Raw genomic sequence first — 25431 nt, 5'->3', positions numbered from 1 at the left:
TCTGCACATATGTTAGAACCCTCTGACTAAAATATATTTTCGGTATTTTTGTACTTTTAACTATACATTTTGGATGTTTTGTTTTATTTTTGTTAGGGGACATTAATGATGTCCCTATTATAAATTTGCATTGAAAGGCGTGATTGTACGATGGAACTATGGTTCACTGAAAAACAAACAAAACATTTTGGGATTACGGCGCGTATTAACCGCACATTACATACGGAGCAAACAGAATTCCAAAAACTTGATATGGTTGAAACGGAAGAGTTCGGAAACATGCTTATTTTAGATGGCATGGTTATGACGACAGAAAAAGATGAGTTCGTTTACCATGAAATGGTAGCGCACGTACCTTTATTTACACATCCAAACCCTGAAAACGTATTAGTTGTTGGTGGCGGTGATGGCGGTGTTATTCGTGAAGTGTTAAAACACCCAAGCGTAAAGAAAGCAACTCTTGTTGAAATCGATGGAAAAGTAATTGAGTACTCTAAACAATACTTACCATCAATTGCAGGCGCATTAGATAATGAGCGTGTAGAAGTGAAAGTAGGAGACGGTTTCCTACATATCGCAGAAAGCGAAAATGAATATGACGTAATTATGGTAGATTCTACTGAGCCAGTAGGACCAGCAGTAAACCTATTTACAAAAGGCTTCTATGCTGGAATTTCAAAAGCGTTAAAAGAAGATGGTATTTTCGTTGCTCAAACGGACAACCCTTGGTTTACACCAGAATTAATTACAACTGTGTTTAAAGATGTAAAAGAGATTTTCCCAATTACTCGTTTATACACAGCGAATATTCCAACTTATCCAAGTGGTCTTTGGACATTCACAATCGGATCTAAAAAACATGATCCATTAGAAGTAAGTGAAGAGCGTTTCCACGAAATCGAAACGAAATACTACACAAAAGAATTACACAATGCAGCATTCGCATTACCGAAATTTGTTGGCGATCTAATTAAGTAAGAGAATCGTATCGAACAAATAAAGTGTAAGTAGCTCATTTAAGGTGTTTGTCCAGAAGACTTGAACATGCTAGCTATTTACACTTCTGTAAAGAAAATTGTCTTCTTGTATGAAACAGAAGACCCGGTAAATCGAGAAAGAGGAGCAACTCGCTCCAAATTTGAGAAATAATGAAAGGTTGGGATACCTTAAGTTCCACATAAGGAGGAAAAGAATATGCGTTTTGATGAAGCTTATTCAGGTAAAGTATTTATTAAAAGTCATCCAAGTTTTGAAGAGTCAGAGGTAGTTATTTACGGGATGCCTATGGATTGGACAGTAAGTTACCGTCCAGGATCTCGCTTTGGCCCTGCACGTATTCGTGAAGTATCAATCGGTCTTGAAGAATATAGTCCGTATTTAGATCGTGAACTAGAAGAGGTAAAATATTTTGATGCGGGTGATATCCCATTACCATTCGGAAATGCACAACGCAGCTTAGACATGATTGAAGAATATGTATCAAAACTTTTAGATGCCGGTAAGTTTCCACTAGGTCTCGGCGGTGAGCACCTAGTGTCTTGGCCAATTTTTAAGGCAATGGCAAAAAAATATCCGGATTTAGTAATCATCCATATGGATGCTCATACTGATTTACGTGAATCGTATGAAGGGGAGCCTTTATCCCACTCTACACCTATTCGTAAAGTGTGTGATTTAATTGGTCCGGAAAACGTATATTCTTTCGGAATTCGTTCTGGAATGAAGGAAGAATTTGAATGGGCGAAAGAAGTAGGTATGAACTTATACAAGTTTGACGTATTAGAACCGTTAAAAGAAGTATTACCGAAACTTGCAGGACGCCCAGTCTATGTCACAATCGACATTGATGTATTAGACCCAGCTCACGCTCCAGGAACAGGAACGTTAGAAGCTGGCGGTATCACATCTAAAGAATTATTAGATTCCATCGTAGCAATTGCAAATTCAAATATAAATGTAGTTGGAGCAGACTTAGTAGAAGTAGCTCCAGTCTACGACCATAGTGATCAAACACCAGTCGCAGCAAGCAAATTCGTGCGGGAAATGCTGCTCGGTTGGGTGAAATAAAAGTGAAGCCGACTGTTTAGACCCGGTGGCTAAGGTTCTTTCCTGCAAAAGGTGCTTTTTACCTTTTGGCAGGGAAGGTTCTTAGACGCAATGGTCTAGGAGGCGTAACTGGATAGTAATAAAAGCGGAGGCAGCTCGCTCAGAATCGCAGGTCATTGGAACGCTCGATCGAGAAGCACTTTTGGCGCAGGCCGAGAGTGTGAAATGGCCAGAGATTCTAGCCGCTGAAGCTAGATAAAGTAAAAGTCCTCTATATGATTAGAGGGCTTTTATTTTGTCGTTATGTGTCGGTAAGTCGATATATTTAAAAAATCGCCTATATAATTTCATTTACCGTTATGCAACATAAAAAAGAGCTATTCTCAAATGATGGGAATAGCTCTTTTTCTTATGCAACTTTCTCTTCTGAAGCAATGCCGCGAATTTCATCAGCAGAGCGGATCGGATATTTACGGAAAACAATAGATCCGATGTATCCGACAATAGTGGTAACGATTCCGCATAGTACGGCAGCAATCGTTACTTTTATAACGTCATTAAATCCGAATAGGACAAGAAGACCTGGAATTGGTGATGCTGTTCCAGGTGCATTATTAACAAGCTGGAATAGCGATGTAATAATACCAGCAAGTGCACCGCCAACGAAATTTGTCATATAGATTGGAATTGGATTTGCTGAGACAACATCGGCTTGTGTTAAAGGCTCGATTGCTACAGCAATTGTATCTTTCTTTGAACAAATTTTTAATCGTTTAAAGAAAATAAAGTTCATCGGGGCTGAGGCTGCAACGGCCAGACTAGCAATTGCCATTGGTAAACCTGTTAATCCAAGCATTGCAGTTAGTGCCATAGAACTCAGTGGAGAGGTAGAAATAACTGTTATTAATCCACCAAGCATAATACCCATAATGATAGGACTTTCTGTAGTTGCAACTGAAATCATAGAACCGATTTTACCGAGTGTTGCGTTAACGAGCGGATCCATAAGCATTGCCATTCCGCGTGAGATTGGTGCAGCGATAAATAGGATTGCTAAAAATTCCACACCAGCTGGTAATTTCTTTTCGAGAAATTTCACGACGAAGGCACAAACGTATCCAGCGAAAAATCCTGGTAAAATACCGAATCCACTAGTAGCGATACCAATTAAAACAGCGTATACGGGGGAAACACCGATTGCTAATGCGACTAAAATCGCTGCTGCGACACCGCTCATACTACCGGAAGCTTCTCCTACTGATTGTAAAAAGTCATTATGAAACATTTCTCCACCTATATAACGGTGAAATGCTTCAATAAGAAAACTTGCAATTGCTGCATTAGCTAAAGCGCCCATCGCCTTCATTCCGTAAGGCGCGCGGTAACTGAAAAGTGTAAATAGACAAAGTACAACGAGTAATAGTGCTAAACCTTGCAAGATAGCCATTTGAAAACTGTCTCCTTTGATTTTTGTAATAAAAATTCGTATCATTCAATAATAATATAAAAGTGTATGAAACGGAAAAATTTTTTCTTGAGAACTTGCTGTAAGAAAAAATCCCTTACAATAATGTAAGGAAAGTGTAAGACTTTTAGATAGAGTATAGTATGCTCTTTTCCGTATAATACAAGTATAGATATAATACTAGCGAGAAAGAAGTGCAAACAGGAGGTTCATGTATGAAATTGGTAATTAAAGTTTTAGCTGTATTCGCCATTATTCTAGGTGGAACAGCGTATTATTTAAACACAAAAACAGAAGGTGTACATGCTTTTGTAGACAACTTCTTTTCAAATAAAGAAATACAAGATTATTATGCGGTTGTAGATAAAGGTGAGAAAAAAGACGGTGAATATTTGTATACATTTAAAGGGTATACAGAGGACGGAAAGCAACAAATTATTAAAAGAATGGTAAATCGTGAATTGCATGCAGGTGCTTTTATAAAAATTTATGCAAAAGGTATGCAAGGAAAAGGATGGGCTGAAATAACGAAAGAGTCAATACCGCAAAAAGCGTTGGAAAAAATAGAAAAACCATAAAAGGAGCGACTCATTCGCTCCTTCTTTAGTGCGTTAAAATAGTGATAGATGTCTTTTCTTTGTTAGAAATAATTTTTGCACTTCCACCAATTGGGAAAGTGAAAATCGGAGTTGTATGCCCGAAACTTGCGTTTGCAATGATAGGAATATGTGCAAGTTCAGGTTTTGAAGCAATCATTTCTTGAATGTCTTCTATCGTACATTCTGCACCTTTTTGCATCTTTCCTATAACGATTCCCTTTATGTATTCAAAATCTTGCTGCTGCATAAGGGAATGTAAATAACGATCAAAAGTTTTAAGAGTAGATGTTCCAGTTAAACTATCTTCTTCAATAAATAAAATTTTGTCCTTTAAATTTGGTATATATGGTGTACCTTGCAGTAAGTTAAATGTGCTCATATTGCCACCGATAATATCTCCCGTAGCTTCTCCTTCATGAATTGAAACGTATCCTTCATTTTTAATAAATTCTCGATTTTCCTGATCTATATACCAAGAATCATCGCTCCACGTTTCAGCCGGAACGATTTCAATAGGCTCATTAGCGGTTAAGCATTGTAAAAAGTAATCGGCTGTATACTCGAGTCCTTTCTCCATTCCAAATGAAGAGAAATGGGGTCCTGAATATGTAACAAGTCCTGTTTTTGCGTAAATTGCATTATTTAAGGCAGTAATATCAGAATAACCACAGAAAAATTTCGGGTTTTCACGAATTAAATCGTAATCGAGATGTTTTAATAAACCATTTGAGTTGTATCCGCCAAGTGTAGTCAAAATAGCTTTTACATTAGGATCTCCAAATGCTTCATGGAGGTCTTGAATGCGGGAAGAAATAGAAGAGGAAGCAAATCGATCTATCTCATCGGCATATTTTGAGAATGTAACTTGAAAGCCCATGTCAGTTAATCTTTTTATAGCAAGTTTTCTATTTTCATTTGAAACAATACTTAAACTACACGATGGGGAAATCACTCGTATTTCATCGCCTTTTATTAATTTTGTTGGTATCACTAAATTCACCTCTATAATTAAAAGAATATTTAGATTTAAAAAACATTTTATCATATGAAATAAAGTATAAGTGAATTATTTTTTGAAATGGAGTTTTCCTGATTTTTCAGCAGACAGACAGAGTCTTTTTTTGATATGATAGGAAAAGTGATTTATTATAAGTAGTATTTAATATCTATAACATTTGAAAGGTGTGCAAGACGTGGAGAAACAACTTGCAGGCTTGCCGGTACACGTTCATTTCGTAACAGAAATCCGTGAAGGGGCGAGGAAGGAAACCGTTGCTTTTGAAGCAAATGGTCAATACTATGTAAAAGGTCAAGGTACATATGTAACATTCCAGGAGCCGAACGAACAAGGCGAAGTGAAAACAATTATTAAAATTCAAGATGAACAAGTTCTCATTATGCGTTCAGGTGCTGTTTCTATGCGTCAGACGCATGTGAAAGGTGAATGGACAACTGGTACGTATACGAGTGAACTTGGTACGTTTGCATTGCAAACAAAGACTGATAACGTTCTTTTTAAATGGTCGGATGAAAAGAAAAAAGGACAACTCTTCTTAACTTACGCATTGCTTCTAAGTGAACAAGAAGCTGGCAGATATACTATTACAATTAATTTGAAGGAGGCAAAATAATGAATTCCTTAGAACAGGTAAAAGGATTGATTAAAGAAGAAATTCAGGCTGCTGTATTAAAGGCAGAATTAGCGACAGAAGAACAGATTCCAAACGTTGTATTAGAATCTCCAAAAGATAAAACAAATGGTGACTTCTCTACAAATATGGCAATGCAACTTGCACGCGTTGCAAAAAAAGCACCTCGAATGATTGCAGAAGAACTAGTTGCAAACTTTGATAAAGCAAAAGCTTCTATTGAAAAAATCGAAATCGCTGGTCCTGGTTTTATTAACTTCTATATGGATAATAGCTATTTAACAGATTTAATTCCAACAATCGTAAACGCTGGTGAAGCTTACGGTGAAACGAATACTGGTAAAGGTGAAAAAGTACAAGTTGAGTTCGTATCTGCGAATCCAACAGGTGACCTTCACTTAGGACATGCACGTGGTGCGGCAGTAGGTGACACTTTATGTAACCTATTAGCAAAAGCAGGCTATGATGTATCTCGTGAGTACTACATTAATGATGCTGGTAACCAAATTCATAACTTAGCTCTTTCTGTTGAAGCTCGTTACATGCAAGCTTTAGGCTTAGATAAAGAAATGCCAGAAGACGGTTACCATGGTGCGGATATCATTGGAATCGGTAAAAGTTTAGCTGAAGAATTCGGCGATCGTTATGCGAAAGCTGATGAAAAAGAAAGCTATGAATTCTACCGTGAGTACGGTTTAAAATATGAATTAGCAAAACTTCAAAAAGACTTAGAAAGCTTCCGTGTTAAATTTGATGTATGGTTCTCAGAAACATCACTATACAAAAACGGAAAAATCGATCAAGCTCTTGCCGTATTAAAAGAGCGCGAAGAGATCTTTGAAGAAGATGGAGCAACTTGGTTCCGTTCAATGACTTACGGTGACGATAAAAACCGTGTATTAATTAAAAACGATGGTTCTTACACATACTTAACGCCAGATATCGCTTATCACCGTGATAAATTAGAGCGTGGTTTTGATAAGTTAATCAACATTTGGGGTGCTGACCACCACGGTTACATTCCTCGTATGAAGGCTGCTATTCAAGCACTTGGTTACGATAAAGACACGCTTGAAGTAGAAATCATCCAAATGGTACAACTGTATCAAAACGGTGAAAAAATGAAGATGAGTAAGCGTACGGGTAAAGCAGTTACACTTCGTGAGCTTATGGAAGAAGTAGGCGTGGACGCAATGCGTTACTTCTTCGCAATGCGTAGCGGTGACTCTCATTTAGACTTTGATATGGACTTAGCGGTATCAAAATCTAATGAAAACCCAGTATACTATGCACAATATGCTCATGCTCGCGTATGCAGTATCCTTCGTCAAGGCGAAGAATTAGGATTAGCTGCAGATGGAGATGTGAACTATAAACTTGTTACTTCTGAGAAAGAAGTAGAGTTACTGAAAAAACTTGGTGAATTCCCAGCTGTAGTTGCGGATGCAGCACAAAAACGTCTGCCACACCGTATTACAAACTATGCATTTGAATTAGCAGCAACATTACACAGCTTCTACAATGCGGAAAAAGTATTAAACCAAGATAACTTAGAATTAAGTAAAGCTCGTTACGAGTTAATGAAAGCAGTACGCACTACACTTCAAAATGCATTAGCAATCGTAGGAGTATCTGCACCAGAAAAAATGTAATGAAGAAAAGCGGAAGCGGGCTTTCGTTTTTAAATAAAAGGCAATCACACGATGTTGTGATTGCCTTTTTATGTGGAGATAATAAAAAAAATAAAATTTTATCAAACAAAAGGGGAATTTGCGTCATCTTATGTAAATGTTAGGAGGCTTATGATGGAAGAAAAGATAGAAGAATTAATTGATATATATAAGAAGCAAATATATTCCTTATGCTATAAATTAGCGAAAACGAAAGAAGATGCGGAAGATATTTTTCAAGAGACGTGGATAAAGGTTTTTTCATCAAGGCACCAACTTTCTTATGTGGATAATTATAAAAAGTGGATTACTACAATTTGCGTTCGTACATTTTATGACTTTTACCGCAAGAAGAAAAGATGGAAAAATCGCGTATTAGATTTATTTCATAAAGAAGGTGGTGGAGAAGTAGAGTTTGTAGATGATGTGAATATATCAGAGGAAATCATTCAAAAGGTAGAAGCCGAAATGATACGGGAAGTTATACAGTTATTAAATGAAAAATATAAAACGGTACTCGTACTCTATTACTATGAACAATATTCTTACAAGGAAATGAGTGAAATATTAAATATACCAATTGGTACGGTAAAGTATCGGCTTAATTATGGGAAAAAGAAAATGCGAGAACATTTGGAGGGGTTCGTTCATGAGGGAAGATAAACTTGAACAGAAAATAAAGAGCAGTTTAGCAGGAGAGATAATACCAAGCGAAGAGCTAATCAATAACACGAAGCAGGGTGTGCGAAAGGCTCAGAAGTTAGAGAAGAGGTGGCTAATTAGTATTCATGCCATTTGGATTGTTTTGTTAACAATTGTTATAGAACAATTTATCACTCATTTGGATCATAAAATTCCTATGCTGATAGCAAGTGTGATTATGATGCACGTATACATTCCGATATATGTTGTAATACAGTCATTTTTAAAGAAGGAGTATAAATTACATGATAGAGTTCGCTAATCCATTTGTAGTATTTGAGATAGCTGGAATTACAATGTTTTTGGCTTTTATAGCACTTTTAATATGTGTTGTATCATGGGTATATACAGATGCTAAAGCACATCAAATGAGCAAAGGATGGAGTATTTTAGCAGTTATATTGCCATTCTTTATTGGATTTTTATTATATATGGTAAGAAGAAGTAAAAAGAAGGTTGAAGGAGAATGTAAGGTGAATTTTGTTAAAAAACAGAAAGTAACATTAGTTGCGATATTGGCAAGTACAATGTTTGTATTACTTAGTGGTTTTACTTTTGCACAAACGTTAGATGATGCGTGGAGAGCAGGAGATATATATTTAGAAAATGAGAAGCAAGGGAAAACAAGTTACGAGGCAAAATTCTCATCATGGGATATTGCCGGTAAGGATATCAAATTTCAATATGAAAAGGATACAGAAGTGACATTTTCTTATGAGACAGATGCAAAACGAGGAAACTTATGTTTTAGTGTGTATGAAAGACAAGGAGAAGGTATAAAAGAGTTAAAGGAAATTTGTGAATCGAAAAAAGGTACTTTTACAGTTACTTTAAAAGCAAATGAAGAATATGTATTGAATATAAGCGGATTAAAAGTAAAAGATGGATTTGTAAAAGTGAATTGGGAAGAGAAATAAAAGGGGTCCTATAAAGGACCTCTTTTCTATTGAATAGTATAAGTAACAGAAAAACTAACAGGACTATAGTAAACGTAAGGTGCATGAAATTGAACATACATATTTCCATCTGTTTTTGCAGTGAAAATTCGGCCGTAACCATCAGAATAACGTCCAATAAGGTTATGATTTGAGTCATAAACACTGTAACTAGGAGTTTTGCTGTTAGGATGAATTGTTAGTTCTTGTCCTTTTTGAAGGAAAATAGGTTCTTGTTCAGAACTACCTCCAGTTTGCAAAGAATAAAATTTTGTAAAGCTTTGTTCTTGAGCGGCAGCAGCGACTTTTGTTTCAGGGATAAACGCAGTAGCTCCAGTAATTCCTGCTAAAGTTAATGCACCTGCTAAAATCATTTTTTTCATAATAGAAAAAGCCTCCTTATTAGTTGTAATCGTTTTTGTTACAATTAATATTGTATACGATAATGGGTAGGATAAAATATGCTTTTATGCATATATATTTTTTCTCAATAAAAGACCACTGATAAAATCAGTGGTCTTTTAAATGATTAAGCAGCTTTCTGTTCAGTTTGAGGAACAGGTTTTTGAAGCGAGTTATAAACTCCTGTTCCGATAACGTCTAATGCCATTCTCATTCGTTCAGGCGAAATGTTTTCTAATACGTTATCTTGAGGTGTATGGTATACCTTCTCAATATGATAGATTAATGGATTCCAACTATCGACACCCATCCAAATGAATAGAGCAGCAGGAATACCAGCTTCAGCAAATGGAACATGATCACTAGAACCGAATTTACCTTGTAGGACGAGTTCATTATTTAGTTGTTTACCTGCTTGCAAGGCAGCGTCTGTTACAAAGTTTGTAGAGCCATCAGGTGTCATAGCGTATAAATTCTTTGCTTTATCATAATTTGTTGCAACCATGTCGGCGTTAAAGACACCTAAAATACGGTCGCGTTCTTTTGGGGATAGACTATTCACGTAATAATCCGAACCAAGTAATCCAGTTTCTTCAGAACCAAAGGTAATAAAGCGAATTTCTTTATCAGTTTCTACATTTTGAAAAGCACGAGCTAGTTCTAATACTAATCCAGTTCCAGAAGCATTATCATTTGCGCCAGGTGCTCCGACAACACTATCATAGTGCGAGCTTACAACGACTGCTTTTTCATTACCTGTACTCTTTTTTGGTTTCTTTTTGGCGATAACATTTAGAGATGTTAATTTAGATTCATGTCTCGCTTTTAGGGAAAGAATTGTTGTCCCTTTTTTAGCGATTTCTTCTTTAAATGCATTTCCTTGTGCATAAGCAAGGCCAAAGACAGGGATAGATTGCTTTTTCGTTAGGCGGGGATTGAAGGTTTGTCCATAATTTCCGCGTCCGCCAATTAAACTGTATAAAAGAACACCTTTTGCACCTTTGCTAATAGCATTTTCAACTTGTTTATTATAGTCTGTAACTGTCGTTCCTCTTTCAAATAAAACAATTTTACCGTTTACTTCATTTGGAATATCTTCTAATTTTGTACCACCTTGAACAAAGATAAGGGGAGCTGTAACAGCTTCTGTAGAAATTAGTGCATTAGGAGCAGCACCAGCTTGCCAAGTACGTTTTGTTGATAGTGGTGATTCAATGAATCCAACGTATTGATCGGGCACCAGAAATGGTTGATATTCTACGTCATAGCCCATTGATTTAAGCTGCATACCAATGTAACGAGAAGCCCATTCTTCGGATTTTGTCCCACCGGGGCGAGGACCAATTGTTTCAGACAAGAAACGAACATGTTCAATCGCGCGGTTTGGATCAATCTGTTTTGTAATAGATGGAGTTTGTGTAACCTCTGACGTGGAATCCGCTTTCGCTTGCCCGATTGGAGCTAAGCTAACAGCGAGTGATACAGCAAGCAAAGAGCTTACTATTTTTTGTTTCAATGATTTTCTCATTTTTTCCTCTCCTATTCTTCTATTCTCTCTGACTGACAAAAGAAGACGGATAATGAATTTATTTTACCTTCGCGCCTTTTGTTTTTCAATATTCTGACATTGAGAAATAAAAACGATATATGCATATTTGCATATTTTTGAGGGAGATATGTATGCTATCATTTTAAACGAAGGTTCGCTTTCTACTCTGAAAGCTCCTACATTGCATGAATCTAGTGTACCCAAACTTTAGATTATGTAGAGGAATGGAATCACTGTAGGGTTTCATTTCTCATGTTTGAATCAGTTGATGGTAATTATGTTTCCGCATTTCATAATTATTATCAGTGATATATGTAAGGCATCCATATGAAAATAAGAGGCTGTTCAAAGGTTTTCCGTACTTTTGGGCAGCCTCACCCCGTTAAAAGGACGATACTTTATGTATCGTCCTTTTTGTATAAAAAAACATCCAATCAATTGAGAGATTGATTGGATGTGAAAAAATTATTAATAATTTTTTTTGCGTTTTGTAGCTAAAATACTTAATAATCCAGCTAGTAGAAGAACGATACCTACTGTTTGTGTAGGGTCTTCTTTATGACCTGTATTTGGAAGGTGTTTATCCGTATTTTGATCATCTTGCTGTTTGTTATCTGTTTTATTCGATGTTTCTTCAGAAGTTCCGTTTTCGTGTTTCTCAGATGTTTCATTGCCTTTGTTTTCTTCTTTATTTGGAGGAGTAACTGGCTTGTCATCTCCACCTGAAGAAGATTCAATTTTTTTATTTGAAACTGTAATTTGTAGTGGTGAAGCTTGGGCTTTTTCAATAGTAAAGCTTATTGGTGATGCATCTAATTGATAGCCTTCAGGAGCTTTTGTTTCCACTAGTTGATAATTACCAGGTTTCAAATCATTTACGATTAATTTACCATGCCCATCTGTTTTTAAACCTTCTCGTACTACTTTTCCATCTTGGTCTAAAATATTGAAAATGGCACCTTCAAGTGTTCCGTGGTGATCAATATCAACTTTAGTTAACTCAATTGAACCTGTTGTTAAACTATTTAAAGCTGTAACAGAGGTAATCTGAGATTGTCCTTTCGTAATTGTGAAAGGAATTGGTTTAACGTTTAAATCATAGCCAGTGGGAGCTTTCGTTTCAATGAACTGATAATCTCCCGGACGTAAATCAGAAACAGAAATCTTCCCAGCTTTATCAGTAGTTAAATCTGAACGAACATCCTTGCCGTCCATATCTACAATTTTAAAGATAGCCCCTTCAAGAGTAGTACCGTCGATGTCATCAACTTTAGTTAATTCAACTGTGCCCTTAGTTAAGCTATTCGTAGCAGTAACAGAGGCGATTTTTTCTTGGCCTTTTTTAACTGTGAACTTAATAGGTGTTTCGTTTAAGTCATAGTGTTCAGGAGCTTTTGTTTCGATAAACTCATAGTCTCCTGGTGGTAATTCATCAATGACTAAACGGCCGTTTTTATCAGTAGTTAAATCGGTACGGACGTCATGCCCATCCTTGTTAACAATTTTAAATACTGCACCTTCAAGTGTTGTGTTTTCTTCATCATCATCAACTTTAATTAACTCCACACTACCTTTCGTTAAGCTATTAATAGCTGTAACGAAGACATGCTTGGTTTGACTTCTTTCGATTGTGAATTTAATTGGTTCTTCATTTAAGTCGTAATGTTTAGGAGCTTTCGTTTCAATAAATTGATAGTCTCCTGGCTGTAAGTCTTTCGCGATGATTTTTCCGTCTTTATTGGTAACTAAATTCGTACGAATGTCGTTACCATTCATATCAGTAATTTTAAATACCGCACCTTCTAGCATTTCTTTCTTATCTATAGAGTCAACTTTAGTTAATTCCACGCCACCTTTTGTTAGGCCATTCTTAGCAGTAACAGAAACGGGAGATAGTTGACTTCTCTCGATAGTGAAGCTGATAGGTGTTTTATTTAAATCGTAATCTTTCGGAGCTTTCGTTTCAATGAATTGATAGTCTCCAGGGCGTAAGTTTGTAGCAGTAATCTTACCATCTTTATCAGTAGTTAAATCCGTGCGAACAATTTTACCATTCGCATCAATGATGTTAAACACTGCATCAGAAAGTTTTGTATCTGGATTTATATCATCCACTTTTATTAATTCTACAGAACCCTCAGTTAAGCTATTTGTAGCAGTAACTTGGAGCTTTTCTTTTTGGCTTTTCTTAATTGTAAACTTAATAGGTTTACTATCTAATTTATAGTGTTCAGGAGCTTTCGTTTCAATAAACTGATAGTCCCCAGGGCGTAAATCAGAAACAGAAATTTTTCCATCTACATCTGTTGTAAGCTCAGTGCGAATGTCGTTACCATTCATATCAGTAATTTTAAATATCACATCTTTAAGAGCGGTACCATCTACATCATCCACTTTAGAAAGTTCCACAGCGCCTTTCGTTAAGCTATTTGTAGCTGTAACGGAGATAGGATCAGCTTGGTTCTTTGTGATTGTGAATGGAATTGGCTCTTTGTTTAAATCATAGTGTTTCGGAGCCGTTGTCTCGATGAATTGATAATCACCAGGACGTAGGTCGTTAATTTCGATTATTCCTTGTTCATTTGTAACAAGGTCTTTATGAACTACATCACCATTCATATTAACAATTTTAAATACTGCATCTTTAAGAACAGTGCCATCAACATCATCTGTTTTAGAAAGTTTAACTGCACCCTTTGTTAAAGCATTTGTAGCAGTGACATGAAGAGTTTCAGTTTGGCTCTTTTTAATTGTAAATACGATAGGTTTTTTATCTAAATCGTAATGTTCAGGAGCAATTGTTTCAACGAATTGATACGTACCAGGACGTAGATTTTCAACAACAATTTTACCTTCATCATTTGTTTTTAAGCCTTCTTCAACCAACTCTCCGTCTGCATCTAATAAATTAAATACGGCATTAGCAAGTTTTGTATTTATATCAATATCGTCAATCTTTGTTAGTTCAACGCTACCGTTTTTTAAAGCATTTTTGCTTGTAACATTGATCTCTTTCGTTTGACTTCTTTCAATTGTAAATGGAATCATTGTTTCATCTAATACATAGTGCTCAGGAGCTTTTGTTTCAATGAACTGATAGTCTCCAGGGCGTAAATGAGAAACAGAAATTTTACCGTTTTTATCTGTAACAAGATTCGTATGAACTTCCTTACCATTCATATCCACAATCTTAAAGATTGCACCTTCGAGCATCGTACGATCGATGTCATCGATTTTTGTTAATGTTACTGCACCTTTCTTTAAACTGTTAGTAGCAGTAACAGTAATATTCTCTTTTTGACTTTTTTCGATAGTGAACGGAATAGGGTGTTTGCTTAAGGTATAGTCTTTTGGAGCTTTCACTTCAACAAATTGATAGTCTCCAGGACGTAAATCAGAAGCAGTAATTTTACCGTTTGTATCAGTCGTTAAACCTTTGCGAATTACCTTTTTAGTATCATGAGCGTCAACGATTATAAATTCTGCACCTTCAAGAGTAGTGCCATCAACATCATCAACTTTTGTTAAAGTGACGCCACCTGTAAGTAAACTGTTTTTTATAGTAACAGGGATAGGAAGATCTTCCTTACTACCTTTTTTAATTGTGAACTTAATAGGTGTTTTGTCTAATTTATAATGTTCAGGGGCTTTTGTTTCGATAAATTGATAATCCCCTGGTGCTAAATCAGGAATAACTAATACTCCGTGACCATCTGTTGTTAAATCTTTCATAATTTCTTTGCCAGTTGTGTCTTGCAATGTGAATACAGCGCCGGCAAGAGCTTTACTACTTTCCACATCATCTTCTTTAATAAGTTTAACTTTTCCTTTCGTTAAACTATTTTTGAAAGTAATAGGGATGAGTTTTTGTTGGCTCTTTTCAATTGTAAATTCAATAGGTTCTTCATTTACATCGTAATAAGTAGGAGCCTTTGTTTCGATTAGTTTATAATTACCTGGACGTAAGTCTTGTACTACTAATTTACCGTCTTTATTGGTAGTAAGTTCCGTACGAACATCCTCGCCTTTGTCATTAATTATTTTAAATACCGCACCTTCAAGGGTTTCCTTAGCATTTACATCATCAACTTTTGTTAATTCAATACCGCCTTTTATTAAGCTGTTAGTAGCAGTAACGTTAATAGCAGTTGCTTGACTTACCTTAATTGTAAATTCAATCGGTGTTTTATTTAAGGCATAATGCTCCGGAGCTTTTACTTCGATAAATTTATAGTTACCTGGACGTAAACCAGTAGCAATAATTTTACCTTCCTGATTCGTAACTAATTCTGTACGGACATCCTCATTTTTGTTATTAACAATTTTGAATACGGCACCTGTAAGTGGAGTGCCATCAACATCATCGATTTTTATTAGCTCAACATCGCCTGGTAGTAGACTATTTTCAGCTGTAATAACAATTGGTGTTTTTTGACCTTTTTCAATTGTAAATTCAATTGGTGTTGATCGCAGTTCATAATGTTCAGGAGCTTTCGTTTCAATAAATTTATATTTGCCTGGACGTAAGTCAGAAGCTTTAATAGTTCCGTTTTTATCGGTAGTTAAGTCCGTACGCACGTCTTCGTTTTTTTCATTAACGATTTTGAATATAGCTCCAGCAAGAGGAGTCTTTTTATCAAATTCGTCGATTTTTAATAACTCAACGGCACCTGTTGTTAAACTGTTTTTTGCAGTAATTGGAATGATACTTGTTTGACTTTTTTCAATTGTAAATGGAACTGGTTCTTTATTTAACTCATAGTATTTAGGTGGTGTTGTTTCAATAAATTGATACTCACCAGGCTCTAAATCTTCAACGGTTAAAGTTCCATCTTTTTCTGTTTTTAAGTTTGTACGCACGTCTTCGTTCTTGTTGTTAACAATTTTGAATACCGCACCTTCAAGAGTATTGCCATCTACATCATCAACTTTTGTTAAAGTAACACCACCTTTAATTAAAGTGTTTTTTGCTTCAATAGAAGCAGCTGTAGTTTGGCTTTTTTCTATTTCGAATAGGATAGGTGTTTTGTCTAATTCATAGTGCTCAGGAGCTTTTGTTTCGACAAATTGATATTTACCAGGACGTAAATCTTTTGCTTCGATTTGTCCATGTTCATTTGTTGTTAATTTCTCATATCCAGGAATATTTTTTCCGTTGCGATCTTGAACAGTAAACTCTGCCCCTGCTAAAGTTTTATTATAATTATCCACTTTTGTTAAAAGAGCAGATCCTTTAGTTAAACTATTTGTCGCAGTTAGATTTACTACTGTTGTTTGATCTATAGAGATAGTAAACGGAATAAGTTTGCTATCTAATTGATAATGCTCAGGAGCCTTCGTTTCTTGTAAGTAGTAAGTTCCTGGTTTTAGTTTATCTATAATAATTTGTCCGTTATTATTTGTTGTTAATTCTTTGTGTTCTGGAATTACTTTTTTATCTTTATCCAGTAGTGTGAAAATAGCGCCTTGTAGTGTTGCGTTTTTGTTCAGGTCATCAGATTTTGTTAAAACTACTTTCCCGACAAATTTCTTATTTGCAAGTTTATATGTTGTAGTCTCTTGTGTACCAAGTTCAACAATTTTCCCTTGTTTTAAATCCCAGCTAATTACATAGCCTTCAGGAGCCTTTGTTTCTTTTAATAAATATTTATCACGTTTTAAATTATTAAATTTAGCGATACCGTCTTTGTCTGTTGTAATTTTACGGATAACAGTTTTACCTGTACGATCGTATAAAGTAAATTCTGCCCCAGCTAATAGTACGTTCTTATTGTCGTTATCTACCTTTATAATTTCAAGGTTTCCACGACCTTTGGTAGCAGATCCTCCACCTGAACCAGAAGACATTCTCACTTCAATTGTTTCAGTAGTTTCTGTGTTTTTAACTGTCAACTTATTGCCTGTGATTTTCGCTTTATTACTTACTTTTTCTTTATCGTCTGCATTAATAAGTGAGCGATATTCTAAAATATAAGCTCGATCAATTTTTTTCAAGAAGGCAATTTCGAAATGTTGCTTTCCGGTATTATTGTCTGTTGTTATTTTGAGTTTATAGTCTGTTCCTTCTTTTAATTCGTTTACTTTATCTTTTGTTAAATTTCCATATGGATCAACAGTTGTAGGATATAAGTGGAATGAATCTTCCACAATTACCTGATTTTCGGTTGGGTCATCTGTTACAACCGCATCCGCAATGGTTGATTGGCTTTCGTTAATTGCGATACTCCAATTAATATAGTTGTCGTCTTGCACAGCTTTTTTAGTAACAAAGCTGCCACCTTTATTTACTTGAGTGTCACCTGTAAGGGTGTTTACAATTTTAGAGCCATCTTTTAAATCTGCCTCATTTTTGTAGGTACCTTGGATAAGTTCACCATCAAGGCTTGTTTTAAAGATAATATAGTAGGGTGAATTAATTGATTGTTTGAAATGAACCTTTAGGGTGTTTTTATTTTTCTCTGTAGGTTCTTCAAGTTCATATTTCTCAGTTGGTACAGCATTACCAGGTTGTGCATTATCAGGATTTCCATTTAAAATCATGTCGCGCACTTCAATGGATCCAGGAACTAACTTTTGTTTATCTTGTATTACGTCTATAACGTAAGGATCTTTAATCTCAACGTTATTATAGTTAAAGCCTATTATCCAAGTAATTTCCTTCGTTTGGGCGTTATAAGAACCGTATTTATAACCATTTGCCTTTGTGAAAGTATCAGGATCGAAATTAGCTTCAACTTTATTTGATTGTGGATTAGAATCCGTATCTATCCAAGATAGGTTACCTGTATTTTTAAATGAAGTTTTACCACTTTCTAGCTTTGTATAATCAAAGTCTGTCGTATATTTTACGACTAATGTCTTTGTCATATTAGACTGATATGTACCTATAAGAGTAATTGTAAAGCCTTTATCTGTTGCATCTAAAACATAGTCAGTCCCAGCTTGAAGGATATAATTTCCGTCTTTAATTTCTAGTTTTTTATCTTTTAATTGTAATCCACCGTGATCAAAGGTGTCCGTAATGATCGCTTTGTTTAATGGATAGTTGTTATTATTTACTATAATTGTCCAAGTTGTTGTTTTGTCTTTATAATTTGTTTCAGCTTTATTATTAGATTTAATAATATTTTGCTGCTTGAAGCTAGCTTCATTTTCTTTACTTGAATCATTATCAGCTGTAACTTTATTTTTTACTTTTCCATCTTCTATAACTTTATTAGTTGGCTTGGTTTTATAGGTAATCACATAAGCACTATTAATATCATTGTTAAACTGTAAATCGAATCCATTCTTCTTGTTACTTACAGTGTAATTATTAACAGCGTCACCTGTTACAAGCGTTCCTTTTTCATTATATGAAGCGTTTTTTACAACAATAGAATTTGCATCTAGTTCGTGTGTATCGTCAAAAATATCTTTTAAAATCGCATCTGCTTTTTTGATCTCTCTTTGATCACCATTGTAAGTAATTGTCCACTCAATTGTTTGCGTCTTTGGATCATATTTACTTGTTTTATTTAAGTGTGTACCACGAGAAACCGTTACAGTAGAGCTTGCGTTTTGTTGCTTTTGATTATCACTCGTTATCGTAACGTTATTTCGGAAACTTTTAATATTTTCATCAGTAATTTTTGTGGCATATTCGATTTGATATGCTTTATTGATAGAATCTTTAAAAGCAATCTCCAATTTTGAGCCATCTGATGAAATAATATTGTAATCTGTTGGCTCAGCTTCTGCACCACGCGTTACATTCCCATTAACATCAACTTCTAAATAATAAACTTTAATAGAATCTTTATTTAAGTTTGTACCTTGTGGAATGCTATCTTTAAAAATAGCGTTTTTAAGGGTGTCTTGCGTTTTGTTCATCTCTACTTTCCAATTAATTTCATTTGTATTAATTGGTCTATCAGGTAATCCTTTTTTATTCGTAGCTGTTTGTACATTAGGCTTAAAGTCAACTGTAATAGAAACATCCTTATCTTTAATCGGGAAAGGAATTTCTTGTGTTGTTGTACCTTTAATTTCAGCTCTATTAAATTCTGTCTTTAATTGTAGGTTACCAGCAACATCTGGATGCTCTTCAACATAATCGTTGAATGTCATCGTGACTTTTCCATCTTTTGTAACAGTAAAATTACCAATTTGATGGTTTTCACTATCATATAAAGGACTGTTAATTGTATTGTAAATCTTAAAATGTTTAGGAAGATCAAAAATATAGTAATCTCCATTTTTCACATTCATTGATTTTAAAAGTTCCCATGTAAACTCAATATTGGCAGGGGAATCTGTACTTGGACGGTTATCCTCTGTAAATGGTTTTCCGTCTTTATCCGTCAACTTTACACCGGTTAAAATGTTTGTTGTTATTTGCTTTGGACCTGAATTTGTATTCTCAGCAGGGTCGCTTGCTAGCTTTTGTTCTGGATTGTCAGTAGCAATTTTAGCTGCTAGGTTTTGTTCCGGATTATCAGTGGCAGTTTTAGCTGCTGGGTTTTGTTCCGGATTATCAGTGGCAGTTTTAGCTGCTGGGTTTTGTTCCGGATTATCGGTAACAGTTTTAGTTGCTGGGTTTTGTTCCGGATTATCGGTAACAGTTTTAGTTGCTGGGTTTTGTTCCGGATTATCAGTAACAGTTTTAGTTGCTGGGTTTTGTTCCGGATTATCAGTAACAGTTTTAGTTGTTGGATCTTGCTCCGGATTGTCAGTAACAGGTTTAGCTACTGGATCTTGCACTGGTTTATTAGTATCCTGTTTGGTGCCATCTTCTTTAGAGTCTTCTACCTGAACAGGAACTGATATAGGCTGAACCATTGTTCCTAAAGGAAAAGCGATTTGAACTGATTTTTCTCCAGTTTTTAAAGTTGAGTTAAACACAGTATCAAATTTAATTTTTCCTTTAGCGTCTTTCAAATTTTCTGCTTGATCATTAAATATTAATTTTAATTTATTATCTTTAGCTGTTATAAAATATTGACCAATATTTTTTTGATCTGTTACTAAATCCCCTTGCAAATCTTTAGATACTTTTAATGCAAGTGGTATTTGAACTACTGCTGTATCATTTGCGTGTGCAACTTGTTGATCCTTTATTGACCAAGCGTATTCTACTTCAATGGTTGATCCTATCTTTACTAAGTTGCTAGGATTTTTTGCTTCGTCAATAATTTGATTCGTTGCATCTTTCATTTCAACAGTGTCAAATAAGGAATCTCCTGTTAACGTTTCCGCTCTTACTTGATTGTATGGAAAACTAGCAAGTTGCGAAAATAGTACGAATACAATTAAACATACATTAAAAAGTTTTTTCATTTTTCCTCCTCTGAACATTCATTTGTCCATTGGGGACTTATTCCACATGAACAAATGGAATATTAAAAGTATTTGTTATAAGCTATTTATTTTTGTTATCCCTCCGTTTCTATACGCGTTCTCAGACAAACAGGATTATGTTCAAAGTAAAATTGTTTAACGTAAAACAAAATGTATATTTACACAGTTCTATGGAAATATACACAATTCGACAAAAAATGTCGAAAAAAATACTGATATAAAGAATGATATCAGACCTTCATATGTGAGATAGTTTTCATGTATATCTAGTAAAAAAGAATGGTTATAAAGGTAAGTTTTACGATACATACTAACCAAGGTAGTGTATCCCTTTGTGAAGGCTTATTTTTGCCTTAAAGTTATGTGGAAATAAAAATCTAGATAGGGTTGGTTTTGGTCAGAATGAAGACAATATGTACTTTGAAAATAGTCATTTATTTTGTCTAAAGAGAGTTATGCGATTAGTGGACCGAAGTTGAAAGATGATAGTTTCTTACATTGTTAGAGAGATATAAGGATTACAGAATATTCGACTAACACGTTACTACGGTCATTTTTGAGCCTGTTTAAACAATAAGAAAGAAGGTGTTTTACTCCTTAGTTACAATATCTTTTTAGTAAAGATAAGTTTAAGTAACCTCCGCTAAAGATTATATACTTAAATGATAAAGAGTTCAACAATAGTTCACATATTTTCCCAAAAATAAAAAACGGCTGTTTTATGTGGAATAAATCTACAAAACAGCCGTTTTTGGTATTAGATTTCTGTTAAGATTATTGGTTCACCGCGTGTTACGACAACGGTATGTTCACATTGTGCAACAAGACTTTTATCAGGTGTAACGAATGTCCAACCGTCGTCACCACGCTCAATAATATGATCAGCCTTCATAGAGATGAACGGTTCTACAGCGATAACAAGACCGTCTTTTAGAAGCGCATTATCCATTGGATCATAGTAGCTTAAAATGTGATTTGGTGCTTCATGTAAGCTAAGACCAATGCCGTGACCAGTTAAGTTTTGAATAACATTGTACCCACTTTTATGTGCGAAGTTTGAAACAGCACGACCAATTTGATTTTGTTTTGAGCCAGCTTTAATCTTTTTCATTGCTGTCCAAAATGCATCAACCGCTGCTTGGCAAAGTTTTTCTTTTTCCTCGTCTTCTCCAAGTACAAATGAAATACCTGTATCTGCATAATAGCCATCAAGTGCAGCAGATACATCGACGTTTACTAAGTCGCCTTCTTTTAATACACGATCTCCTGGAATACCATGAGCAACTTCTTCATTTACACTAATGCAAGTTACACCTGGAAAATCATATTCTTTTTCAGGTGCAGAAATAGCACCATGCTCATCTAATACTTTTTTACCGATCAAATCAAGCTCTTTCGTTGTCATACCTGGCTTCGCTTGTTTTTTCATTTCTTCACGTGCAAGCGCAACGATGCGGCCGATTTTTCGTAAGCCTTCTAAATCTTGTTCATTACGAATAATCATGAAAACCACTGTCCTTCCTCGAATATATATCTTATCCGATTGTATCATGTTTATTTTCGTCCTGCTACTCGCTTGCGGTATGCGGGTTGATTCCTCTCATAAAGAATACATGACAATTGTCATATCGATGTCATGACGCATCATACTGTTTCCTAAGTTTTCCAAGTAATACAATGTAAATATAAGAAACAGCGGGGGTGGAGAGATGGAAAAGATTATTGAAGTAAATGGTGTTTCTAAAACATTTAAACATAAAAGCGCAGTAAATAATGTTTCATTTCATGTAAATAAAGGGGAAATAGTAGCGTTACTTGGTCCGAATGGTGCGGGAAAAACAACGACGATGTCGATGATGCTTGGATTAAAGGATCCAACAGAAGGTAAGGTCTTTATATTTGGAAAGAGTCCAAAGCATAGGGATGTTCGTAATAGCTTCGGTGCGATGCTGCAAGAAGTAAGTGTCATTGATAGTATTACGGTGGAAGAGGCAATTGAGTTATTCCGTAGTTATTATACGAATCCTATAGCGAAAGAAACGTTACTGCAGTTATCAAATTTAGAATCAGAGCGAAAGCAAAGATGTGAGAAATTATCAGGTGGGCAAAAAAGAAGATTAAACTTTGCGCTTGCACTTGCGGGAAATCCGGATTTGTTATTTTTAGATGAGCCGACAGTCGGAATGGATATTACGTCTCGAAGAACGTTTTGGGAAACGATTCGAAAGTTAGCAAGTGAAGGGAAAACGATTATTTTAACGACGCATTATTTAGAAGAAGCAGATGCTTTAGCAAATCGTATCTTATTATTTGCGAACGGAAAGATTATCGCAGATGGTACACCAGACGAAATGAAAGCAACGATTTCGAGAAAAACAATCACATTTTATTCGAAGGAAAGCATTCCTACAAAATTACTAAAGGAATTACCAAATGTAACAGAAGTAAAGTCAAACGAAGGACGCTTCATTTTAACAACGGAGGATACGGATGCAACTTTAAAAGCCATTTATCAAAGGAGTTTACCTGTAACAGATGTTTCAGTTGAACGTGGAAGCCTTGATGAGGCATTTGAACAGTTTGTCGCAAATCAGAAGGAGGAAATCGCATGAGAGCGTTATGGATGCAGTGCAAAATAGAAATTTTACGTACATTCCGCAATAAATTATTTATCTTTTTCTCATTATTAATGCCTGTTATGTTTTACTACATTTTTACAAATGTTGTTCAAGTACCACAAAACGGAGATGCGTGGAAAGCACATTATTTAATTTCGATGGCAACTTTCAGTATTGTAGGGACTGCACTCTTTAGTTTCGGTGTGAGACTTTCTCAGGAAAGAGGGCAAGGATGGACACATCTTCTAAAAATTACACCGCTTCCAGAGGGAGCATATTTAACAGCAAAAATTATCGCTCAAACAGTAGTAAATGCTTTTTCAATATTAGTTATCTTTATTGCAGGGATACTAATTAATCATGTTGAGTTAACGGTAGGGCAATGGATTGGTGCGGGGTTATGGTTATTGTTAGGGGTAACACCATTTTTAGCGTTAGGAACAGTAATAGGTTCCATTAAGAAGGCGGACGCAGCTGCTGGCTTAGCAAATATCTTAAATATGAGTTTAGCTATAGTTGGTGGGTTATGGATGCCGATTGAAGTATTCCCAAAAATATTAAGAACAATTGGTGAATGGACACCAACATACCACTTCGGAAGCGGTGCGTGGGATATTGTAGCTGGAAAATCAATTGGATGGGAAAATATCGCGGTATTAGGAGGTTATTTCCTTATATTTGTTGTAGTATCAATATATATAAGAAAAAGACAGGAAGCGGTATAAATGATAGAGAAGAAGTGGATTGAGATTTTTCCGAAACATATGGGATTCTTCCCGTATATGTGGTTTGTTTATCTATTATTTCCAATTTATCACTTAGCGCAGGCATCAGGATGGAAGCTTGTAATAGGAAGCGGTATGTTGATAATTTTTATCGTCACATACCGTCAGCTTTATTTTGTTCAGAGGACGTTTGTTTTTTGGGCGTGTATTCAAATGGTACTCATCTTTTTATTTGCTTTATTTTATAATCCTTTTATGATATTTTTTGGCTTTTTCACAGCAAGTGCGATGGGATTTGCGCCAAATAAGAAAGTATTTCGAGTGCTGTTATGTTCGTTAGTTATCATGCTTGGAGCATTTTTATTTGTAAATATGAATCAACTAACAACTACAAGTTTAGTAAATATCGTTCCGATGTTTATTTTAATGCTTCTTACGCCATTTGGTATGCGCAATTTTAATCAGAAAAAGATGTTAAAGAACCAACTGAATGAAGCAAACGAGCAAATTAAAGACTTAGTAAAACGTGAAGAACGGCAGCGGATTGCAAGAGATCTTCATGACACATTAGGACATACGTTATCTCTTATTACTTTGAAAAGCCAGCTTGTAGAGAAGTTAATTGTGAAAAATCCGGAGCGTGCAAGTGTGGAAGCGAAGGAAATTACACAAACGTCTCGTACAGCCTTAAAACAGCTGAGAGAATTAATTTCTGATATGCGTATGATTACGGTAGAAGAAGAGCTAGAGCAAATAAAAGCGATCTTACAAGCAGCTAATATTGAATTAGAAGTGAGGCAAGAAGCAAGATCGAGCTCGTTATCACCAATTGAACAAAATATTGTCGGGATGTGTTTACGTGAGGCCGTTACAAATGTTGTAAAACATAGTAAGGCAACGCGATGCGCAGTTTCTGTATTAGAATCGCAAGGTGAGCTGATTTTGAAAGTAGAAGATAACGGAATCGGTTTAACAGATCAAAATCATGATGGAAATGGTATCCGTGGCATGAAAGAACGAATTGCTCTTATTGATGGATTTGTTGAACTAGGTACAATCAATCCAGGGACGTTGTTAACAGTAAAAGTTCCAGTTGTTATTAGAACAGGAAAAGATGAGGTGAGGGCATGATCCGAATTATTATTGCAGAAGATCAGCGGATGCTTCGTGGTGCGTTAGGGGCTCTGCTTGATCTAGAAGATGATATCGAAGTAATTGGGCAAGCTGCGAACGGGGAAGAGGCGTTAAAATTAATTGAATCGTTAAAGCCAGATGTAAGTATTATGGATATTGAAATGCCGATTCAAAGTGGATTAGATGTTGCTGAAGCGTTAAAGAAAGAAAAATCATCATGCAAAGTAATGATTTTAACAACATTTGCACGGCCGGGATATTTTGAAAGAGCAATGAAAGCTGGTGTGCACGGCTATTTGTTAAAAGATAGCCCAAGTGAAGATTTAGCAGCAGCAATTCGTAATGTAATGAAGGGGAAACGAGAGGTCTCCCAAGATTTAATGTTCGGCCTATGGCAGGAGCAAAATCCGTTGTCAGATCGCGAAAAGGAAGTATTGTTGCTTGCGAAAGAAGGAAAGACGGCAAACGAAATTGCGAAGGCGCTTTATCTTTCGCCGGGTACAGTACGTAATTATATTTCTGAAGTATTAGCGAAGCTTGATGCGAAAAATAGAATTGAAGCAATTACAATTGCGGAAGAAAAGGGATGGATATGAAA

At 35.5% G+C, this 25431-nt stretch carries 18 protein-coding genes; 12 read left to right on the top strand and 6 right to left on the bottom strand.

All coding sequences use genetic code 11. The features are described from left to right. Positions 1-150: 150 nt before the first annotated feature. On the top strand, positions 151-978 hold the full coding sequence (gene speE / locus AXW78_RS25790; RefSeq protein ID WP_000424696.1) for a polyamine aminopropyltransferase: 828 nt from the start codon (positions 151-153) through the stop codon (positions 976-978). A 216-nt stretch (positions 979-1194) separates the two neighbouring features. Further along, entirely contained in the window at positions 1195-2067 is an 873-nt protein-coding gene (speB, locus tag AXW78_RS25785) for an agmatinase (protein WP_001209827.1), read from the top strand. Positions 2068-2455: 388 nt separating this feature from the next. Here the strand turns inward: speB and AXW78_RS25780 are convergent, their stop codons facing one another. Beyond that, positions 2456-3493 (bottom strand): PTS sugar transporter subunit IIC, encoded by a 1038-nt coding sequence (locus tag AXW78_RS25780; RefSeq protein WP_000996307.1) that lies wholly within the window; start codon positions 3491-3493, stop codon positions 2456-2458. A gap of 233 nt (positions 3494-3726) precedes the next feature. Here AXW78_RS25780 and AXW78_RS25775 point away from each other — a divergent pair, with 233 nt between their 5' ends. Then, a complete protein-coding gene (locus AXW78_RS25775; protein ID WP_000779931.1) occupies positions 3727-4089 on the top strand; it encodes a YxeA family protein in 363 nt (120 codons plus the stop codon). A gap of 25 nt (positions 4090-4114) precedes the next feature. Here AXW78_RS25775 and AXW78_RS25770 read toward each other — a convergent pair whose 3' ends face one another. Continuing rightward, positions 4115-5101: a S66 family peptidase gene (locus tag AXW78_RS25770; protein ID WP_000613221.1), complete on the bottom strand. Its 987-nt coding sequence runs from the start codon at positions 5099-5101 to the stop codon at positions 4115-4117. Positions 5102-5303: 202 nt separating this feature from the next. Here AXW78_RS25770 and AXW78_RS25765 point away from each other — a divergent pair, with 202 nt between their 5' ends. The 5 genes from AXW78_RS25765 (at position 5304) to AXW78_RS25745 (ending at position 9048) form a co-directional block, all read left to right on the top strand. Beyond that, positions 5304-5741 carry a YwiB family protein gene (locus AXW78_RS25765; RefSeq protein WP_000414867.1) on the top strand — a complete coding sequence of 146 codons (438 nt, stop codon included), beginning with the start codon at positions 5304-5306 and terminating at the stop codon, positions 5739-5741. Continuing rightward, positions 5741-7411, top strand: a complete 1671-nt coding sequence (gene argS / locus AXW78_RS25760; protein ID WP_001086448.1) for an arginine--tRNA ligase — start codon at positions 5741-5743, stop codon at positions 7409-7411. Before AXW78_RS25765 ends, argS begins: the two co-directional genes overlap by 1 nt. 153 nt (positions 7412-7564) lie before the next feature. Then, the gene (locus tag AXW78_RS25755; protein WP_002164261.1) at positions 7565-8092 is read left to right on the top strand and encodes an RNA polymerase sigma factor; all 528 of its coding nucleotides are present in this window, start codon (positions 7565-7567) and stop codon (positions 8090-8092) included. Beyond that, the gene (locus tag AXW78_RS25750; protein ID WP_001206381.1) at positions 8079-8393 is read left to right on the top strand and encodes a hypothetical protein; all 315 of its coding nucleotides are present in this window, start codon (positions 8079-8081) and stop codon (positions 8391-8393) included. Before AXW78_RS25755 ends, AXW78_RS25750 begins: the two co-directional genes overlap by 14 nt. Next, positions 8377-9048, top strand: coding sequence for a hypothetical protein (locus tag AXW78_RS25745; RefSeq protein ID WP_061884803.1), 672 nt, complete (start codon positions 8377-8379; stop codon positions 9046-9048). Before AXW78_RS25750 ends, AXW78_RS25745 begins: the two co-directional genes overlap by 17 nt. A gap of 26 nt (positions 9049-9074) precedes the next feature. On the opposite strand, the gene AXW78_RS25740 is transcribed toward AXW78_RS25745, so the two are convergent. From AXW78_RS25740 to map, 4 genes are all read right to left on the bottom strand, one after another. Continuing rightward, positions 9075-9449 carry a hypothetical protein gene (locus AXW78_RS25740; RefSeq protein ID WP_000738221.1) on the bottom strand — a complete coding sequence of 125 codons (375 nt, stop codon included), beginning with the start codon at positions 9447-9449 and terminating at the stop codon, positions 9075-9077. A gap of 146 nt (positions 9450-9595) precedes the next feature. Continuing rightward, positions 9596-10996, bottom strand: a complete 1401-nt coding sequence (locus AXW78_RS25735) for a M28 family metallopeptidase (protein WP_061884802.1) — start codon at positions 10994-10996, stop codon at positions 9596-9598. 489 nt (positions 10997-11485) lie between these two features. After that, complete coding sequence (locus AXW78_RS25730; protein WP_061884801.1) at positions 11486-20335, bottom strand: SpaA isopeptide-forming pilin-related protein; 8850 nt, start codon at positions 20333-20335, stop codon at positions 11486-11488. Between the two features lie 778 nt (positions 20336-21113). Continuing rightward, positions 21114-21908 (bottom strand): type I methionyl aminopeptidase, encoded by a 795-nt coding sequence (gene map, locus AXW78_RS25725; protein ID WP_102947789.1) that lies wholly within the window; start codon positions 21906-21908, stop codon positions 21114-21116. A 157-nt stretch (positions 21909-22065) separates the two neighbouring features. Between map and AXW78_RS25720 the strand changes: the two genes are divergently transcribed. From AXW78_RS25720 to AXW78_RS25705, 4 genes are read left to right on the top strand one after another with little or no spacing between them, the layout of a single operon-like run. Then, positions 22066-22968 carry an ABC transporter ATP-binding protein gene (locus AXW78_RS25720; RefSeq protein ID WP_000411133.1) on the top strand — a complete coding sequence of 301 codons (903 nt, stop codon included), beginning with the start codon at positions 22066-22068 and terminating at the stop codon, positions 22966-22968. After that, positions 22965-23699 carry an ABC transporter permease gene (locus tag AXW78_RS25715; RefSeq protein WP_001202431.1) on the top strand — a complete coding sequence of 245 codons (735 nt, stop codon included), beginning with the start codon at positions 22965-22967 and terminating at the stop codon, positions 23697-23699. The genes AXW78_RS25720 and AXW78_RS25715 overlap by 4 nt, the downstream gene beginning before the upstream one ends. Further along, a complete protein-coding gene (locus tag AXW78_RS25710; protein ID WP_061884799.1) occupies positions 23700-24830 on the top strand; it encodes a sensor histidine kinase in 1131 nt (376 codons plus the stop codon). Beyond that, positions 24827-25429, top strand: a complete 603-nt coding sequence (locus AXW78_RS25705) for a response regulator transcription factor (RefSeq protein ID WP_061884798.1) — start codon at positions 24827-24829, stop codon at positions 25427-25429. The genes AXW78_RS25710 and AXW78_RS25705 overlap by 4 nt, the downstream gene beginning before the upstream one ends. Positions 25430-25431: the final 2 nt, after the last annotated feature.

Origin of the sequence: Bacillus thuringiensis (genome assembly GCF_001595725.1) — a bacterium.
GTDB lineage: Bacteria > Bacillota > Bacilli > Bacillales > Bacillaceae_G > Bacillus_A > Bacillus_A thuringiensis_K.
Note: the sequence above shows the minus strand (reverse complement) of the source record. Positions and strands in the feature narration are given on the sequence as shown.

What these genes read in the sequence shown, in the direction of transcription:
- speE (WP_000424696.1), top strand. Translation starts at nt 151, where the DNA reads ATGGAACTATGGTTCACTGAAAAACAAACAAAACATTTTGGGATTACG.
- speB (WP_001209827.1), top strand. Translation starts at nt 1,195, where the DNA reads ATGCGTTTTGATGAAGCTTATTCAGGTAAAGTATTTATTAAAAGTCAT.
- AXW78_RS25780 (WP_000996307.1), bottom strand. Translation starts at nt 3,493, where the DNA reads ATGGCTATCTTGCAAGGTTTAGCACTATTACTCGTTGTACTTTGTCTA.
- AXW78_RS25775 (WP_000779931.1), top strand. Translation starts at nt 3,727, where the DNA reads ATGAAATTGGTAATTAAAGTTTTAGCTGTATTCGCCATTATTCTAGGT.
- argS (WP_001086448.1), top strand. Translation starts at nt 5,741, where the DNA reads ATGAATTCCTTAGAACAGGTAAAAGGATTGATTAAAGAAGAAATTCAG.
- AXW78_RS25755 (WP_002164261.1), top strand. Translation starts at nt 7,565, where the DNA reads ATGGAAGAAAAGATAGAAGAATTAATTGATATATATAAGAAGCAAATA.
- AXW78_RS25750 (WP_001206381.1), top strand. Translation starts at nt 8,079, where the DNA reads ATGAGGGAAGATAAACTTGAACAGAAAATAAAGAGCAGTTTAGCAGGA.
- AXW78_RS25745 (WP_061884803.1), top strand. Translation starts at nt 8,377, where the DNA reads ATGATAGAGTTCGCTAATCCATTTGTAGTATTTGAGATAGCTGGAATT.
- AXW78_RS25740 (WP_000738221.1), bottom strand. Translation starts at nt 9,449, where the DNA reads ATGAAAAAAATGATTTTAGCAGGTGCATTAACTTTAGCAGGAATTACT.
- AXW78_RS25735 (WP_061884802.1), bottom strand. Translation starts at nt 10,996, where the DNA reads ATGAGAAAATCATTGAAACAAAAAATAGTAAGCTCTTTGCTTGCTGTA.
- AXW78_RS25730 (WP_061884801.1), bottom strand. Translation starts at nt 20,335, where the DNA reads ATGAAAAAACTTTTTAATGTATGTTTAATTGTATTCGTACTATTTTCG.
- map (WP_102947789.1), bottom strand. Translation starts at nt 21,908, where the DNA reads ATGATACAATCGGATAAGATATATATTCGAGGAAGGACAGTGGTTTTC.
- AXW78_RS25720 (WP_000411133.1), top strand. Translation starts at nt 22,066, where the DNA reads ATGGAAAAGATTATTGAAGTAAATGGTGTTTCTAAAACATTTAAACAT.
- AXW78_RS25715 (WP_001202431.1), top strand. Translation starts at nt 22,965, where the DNA reads ATGAGAGCGTTATGGATGCAGTGCAAAATAGAAATTTTACGTACATTC.
- AXW78_RS25710 (WP_061884799.1), top strand. Translation starts at nt 23,700, where the DNA reads ATGATAGAGAAGAAGTGGATTGAGATTTTTCCGAAACATATGGGATTC.
- AXW78_RS25705 (WP_061884798.1), top strand. Translation starts at nt 24,827, where the DNA reads ATGATCCGAATTATTATTGCAGAAGATCAGCGGATGCTTCGTGGTGCG.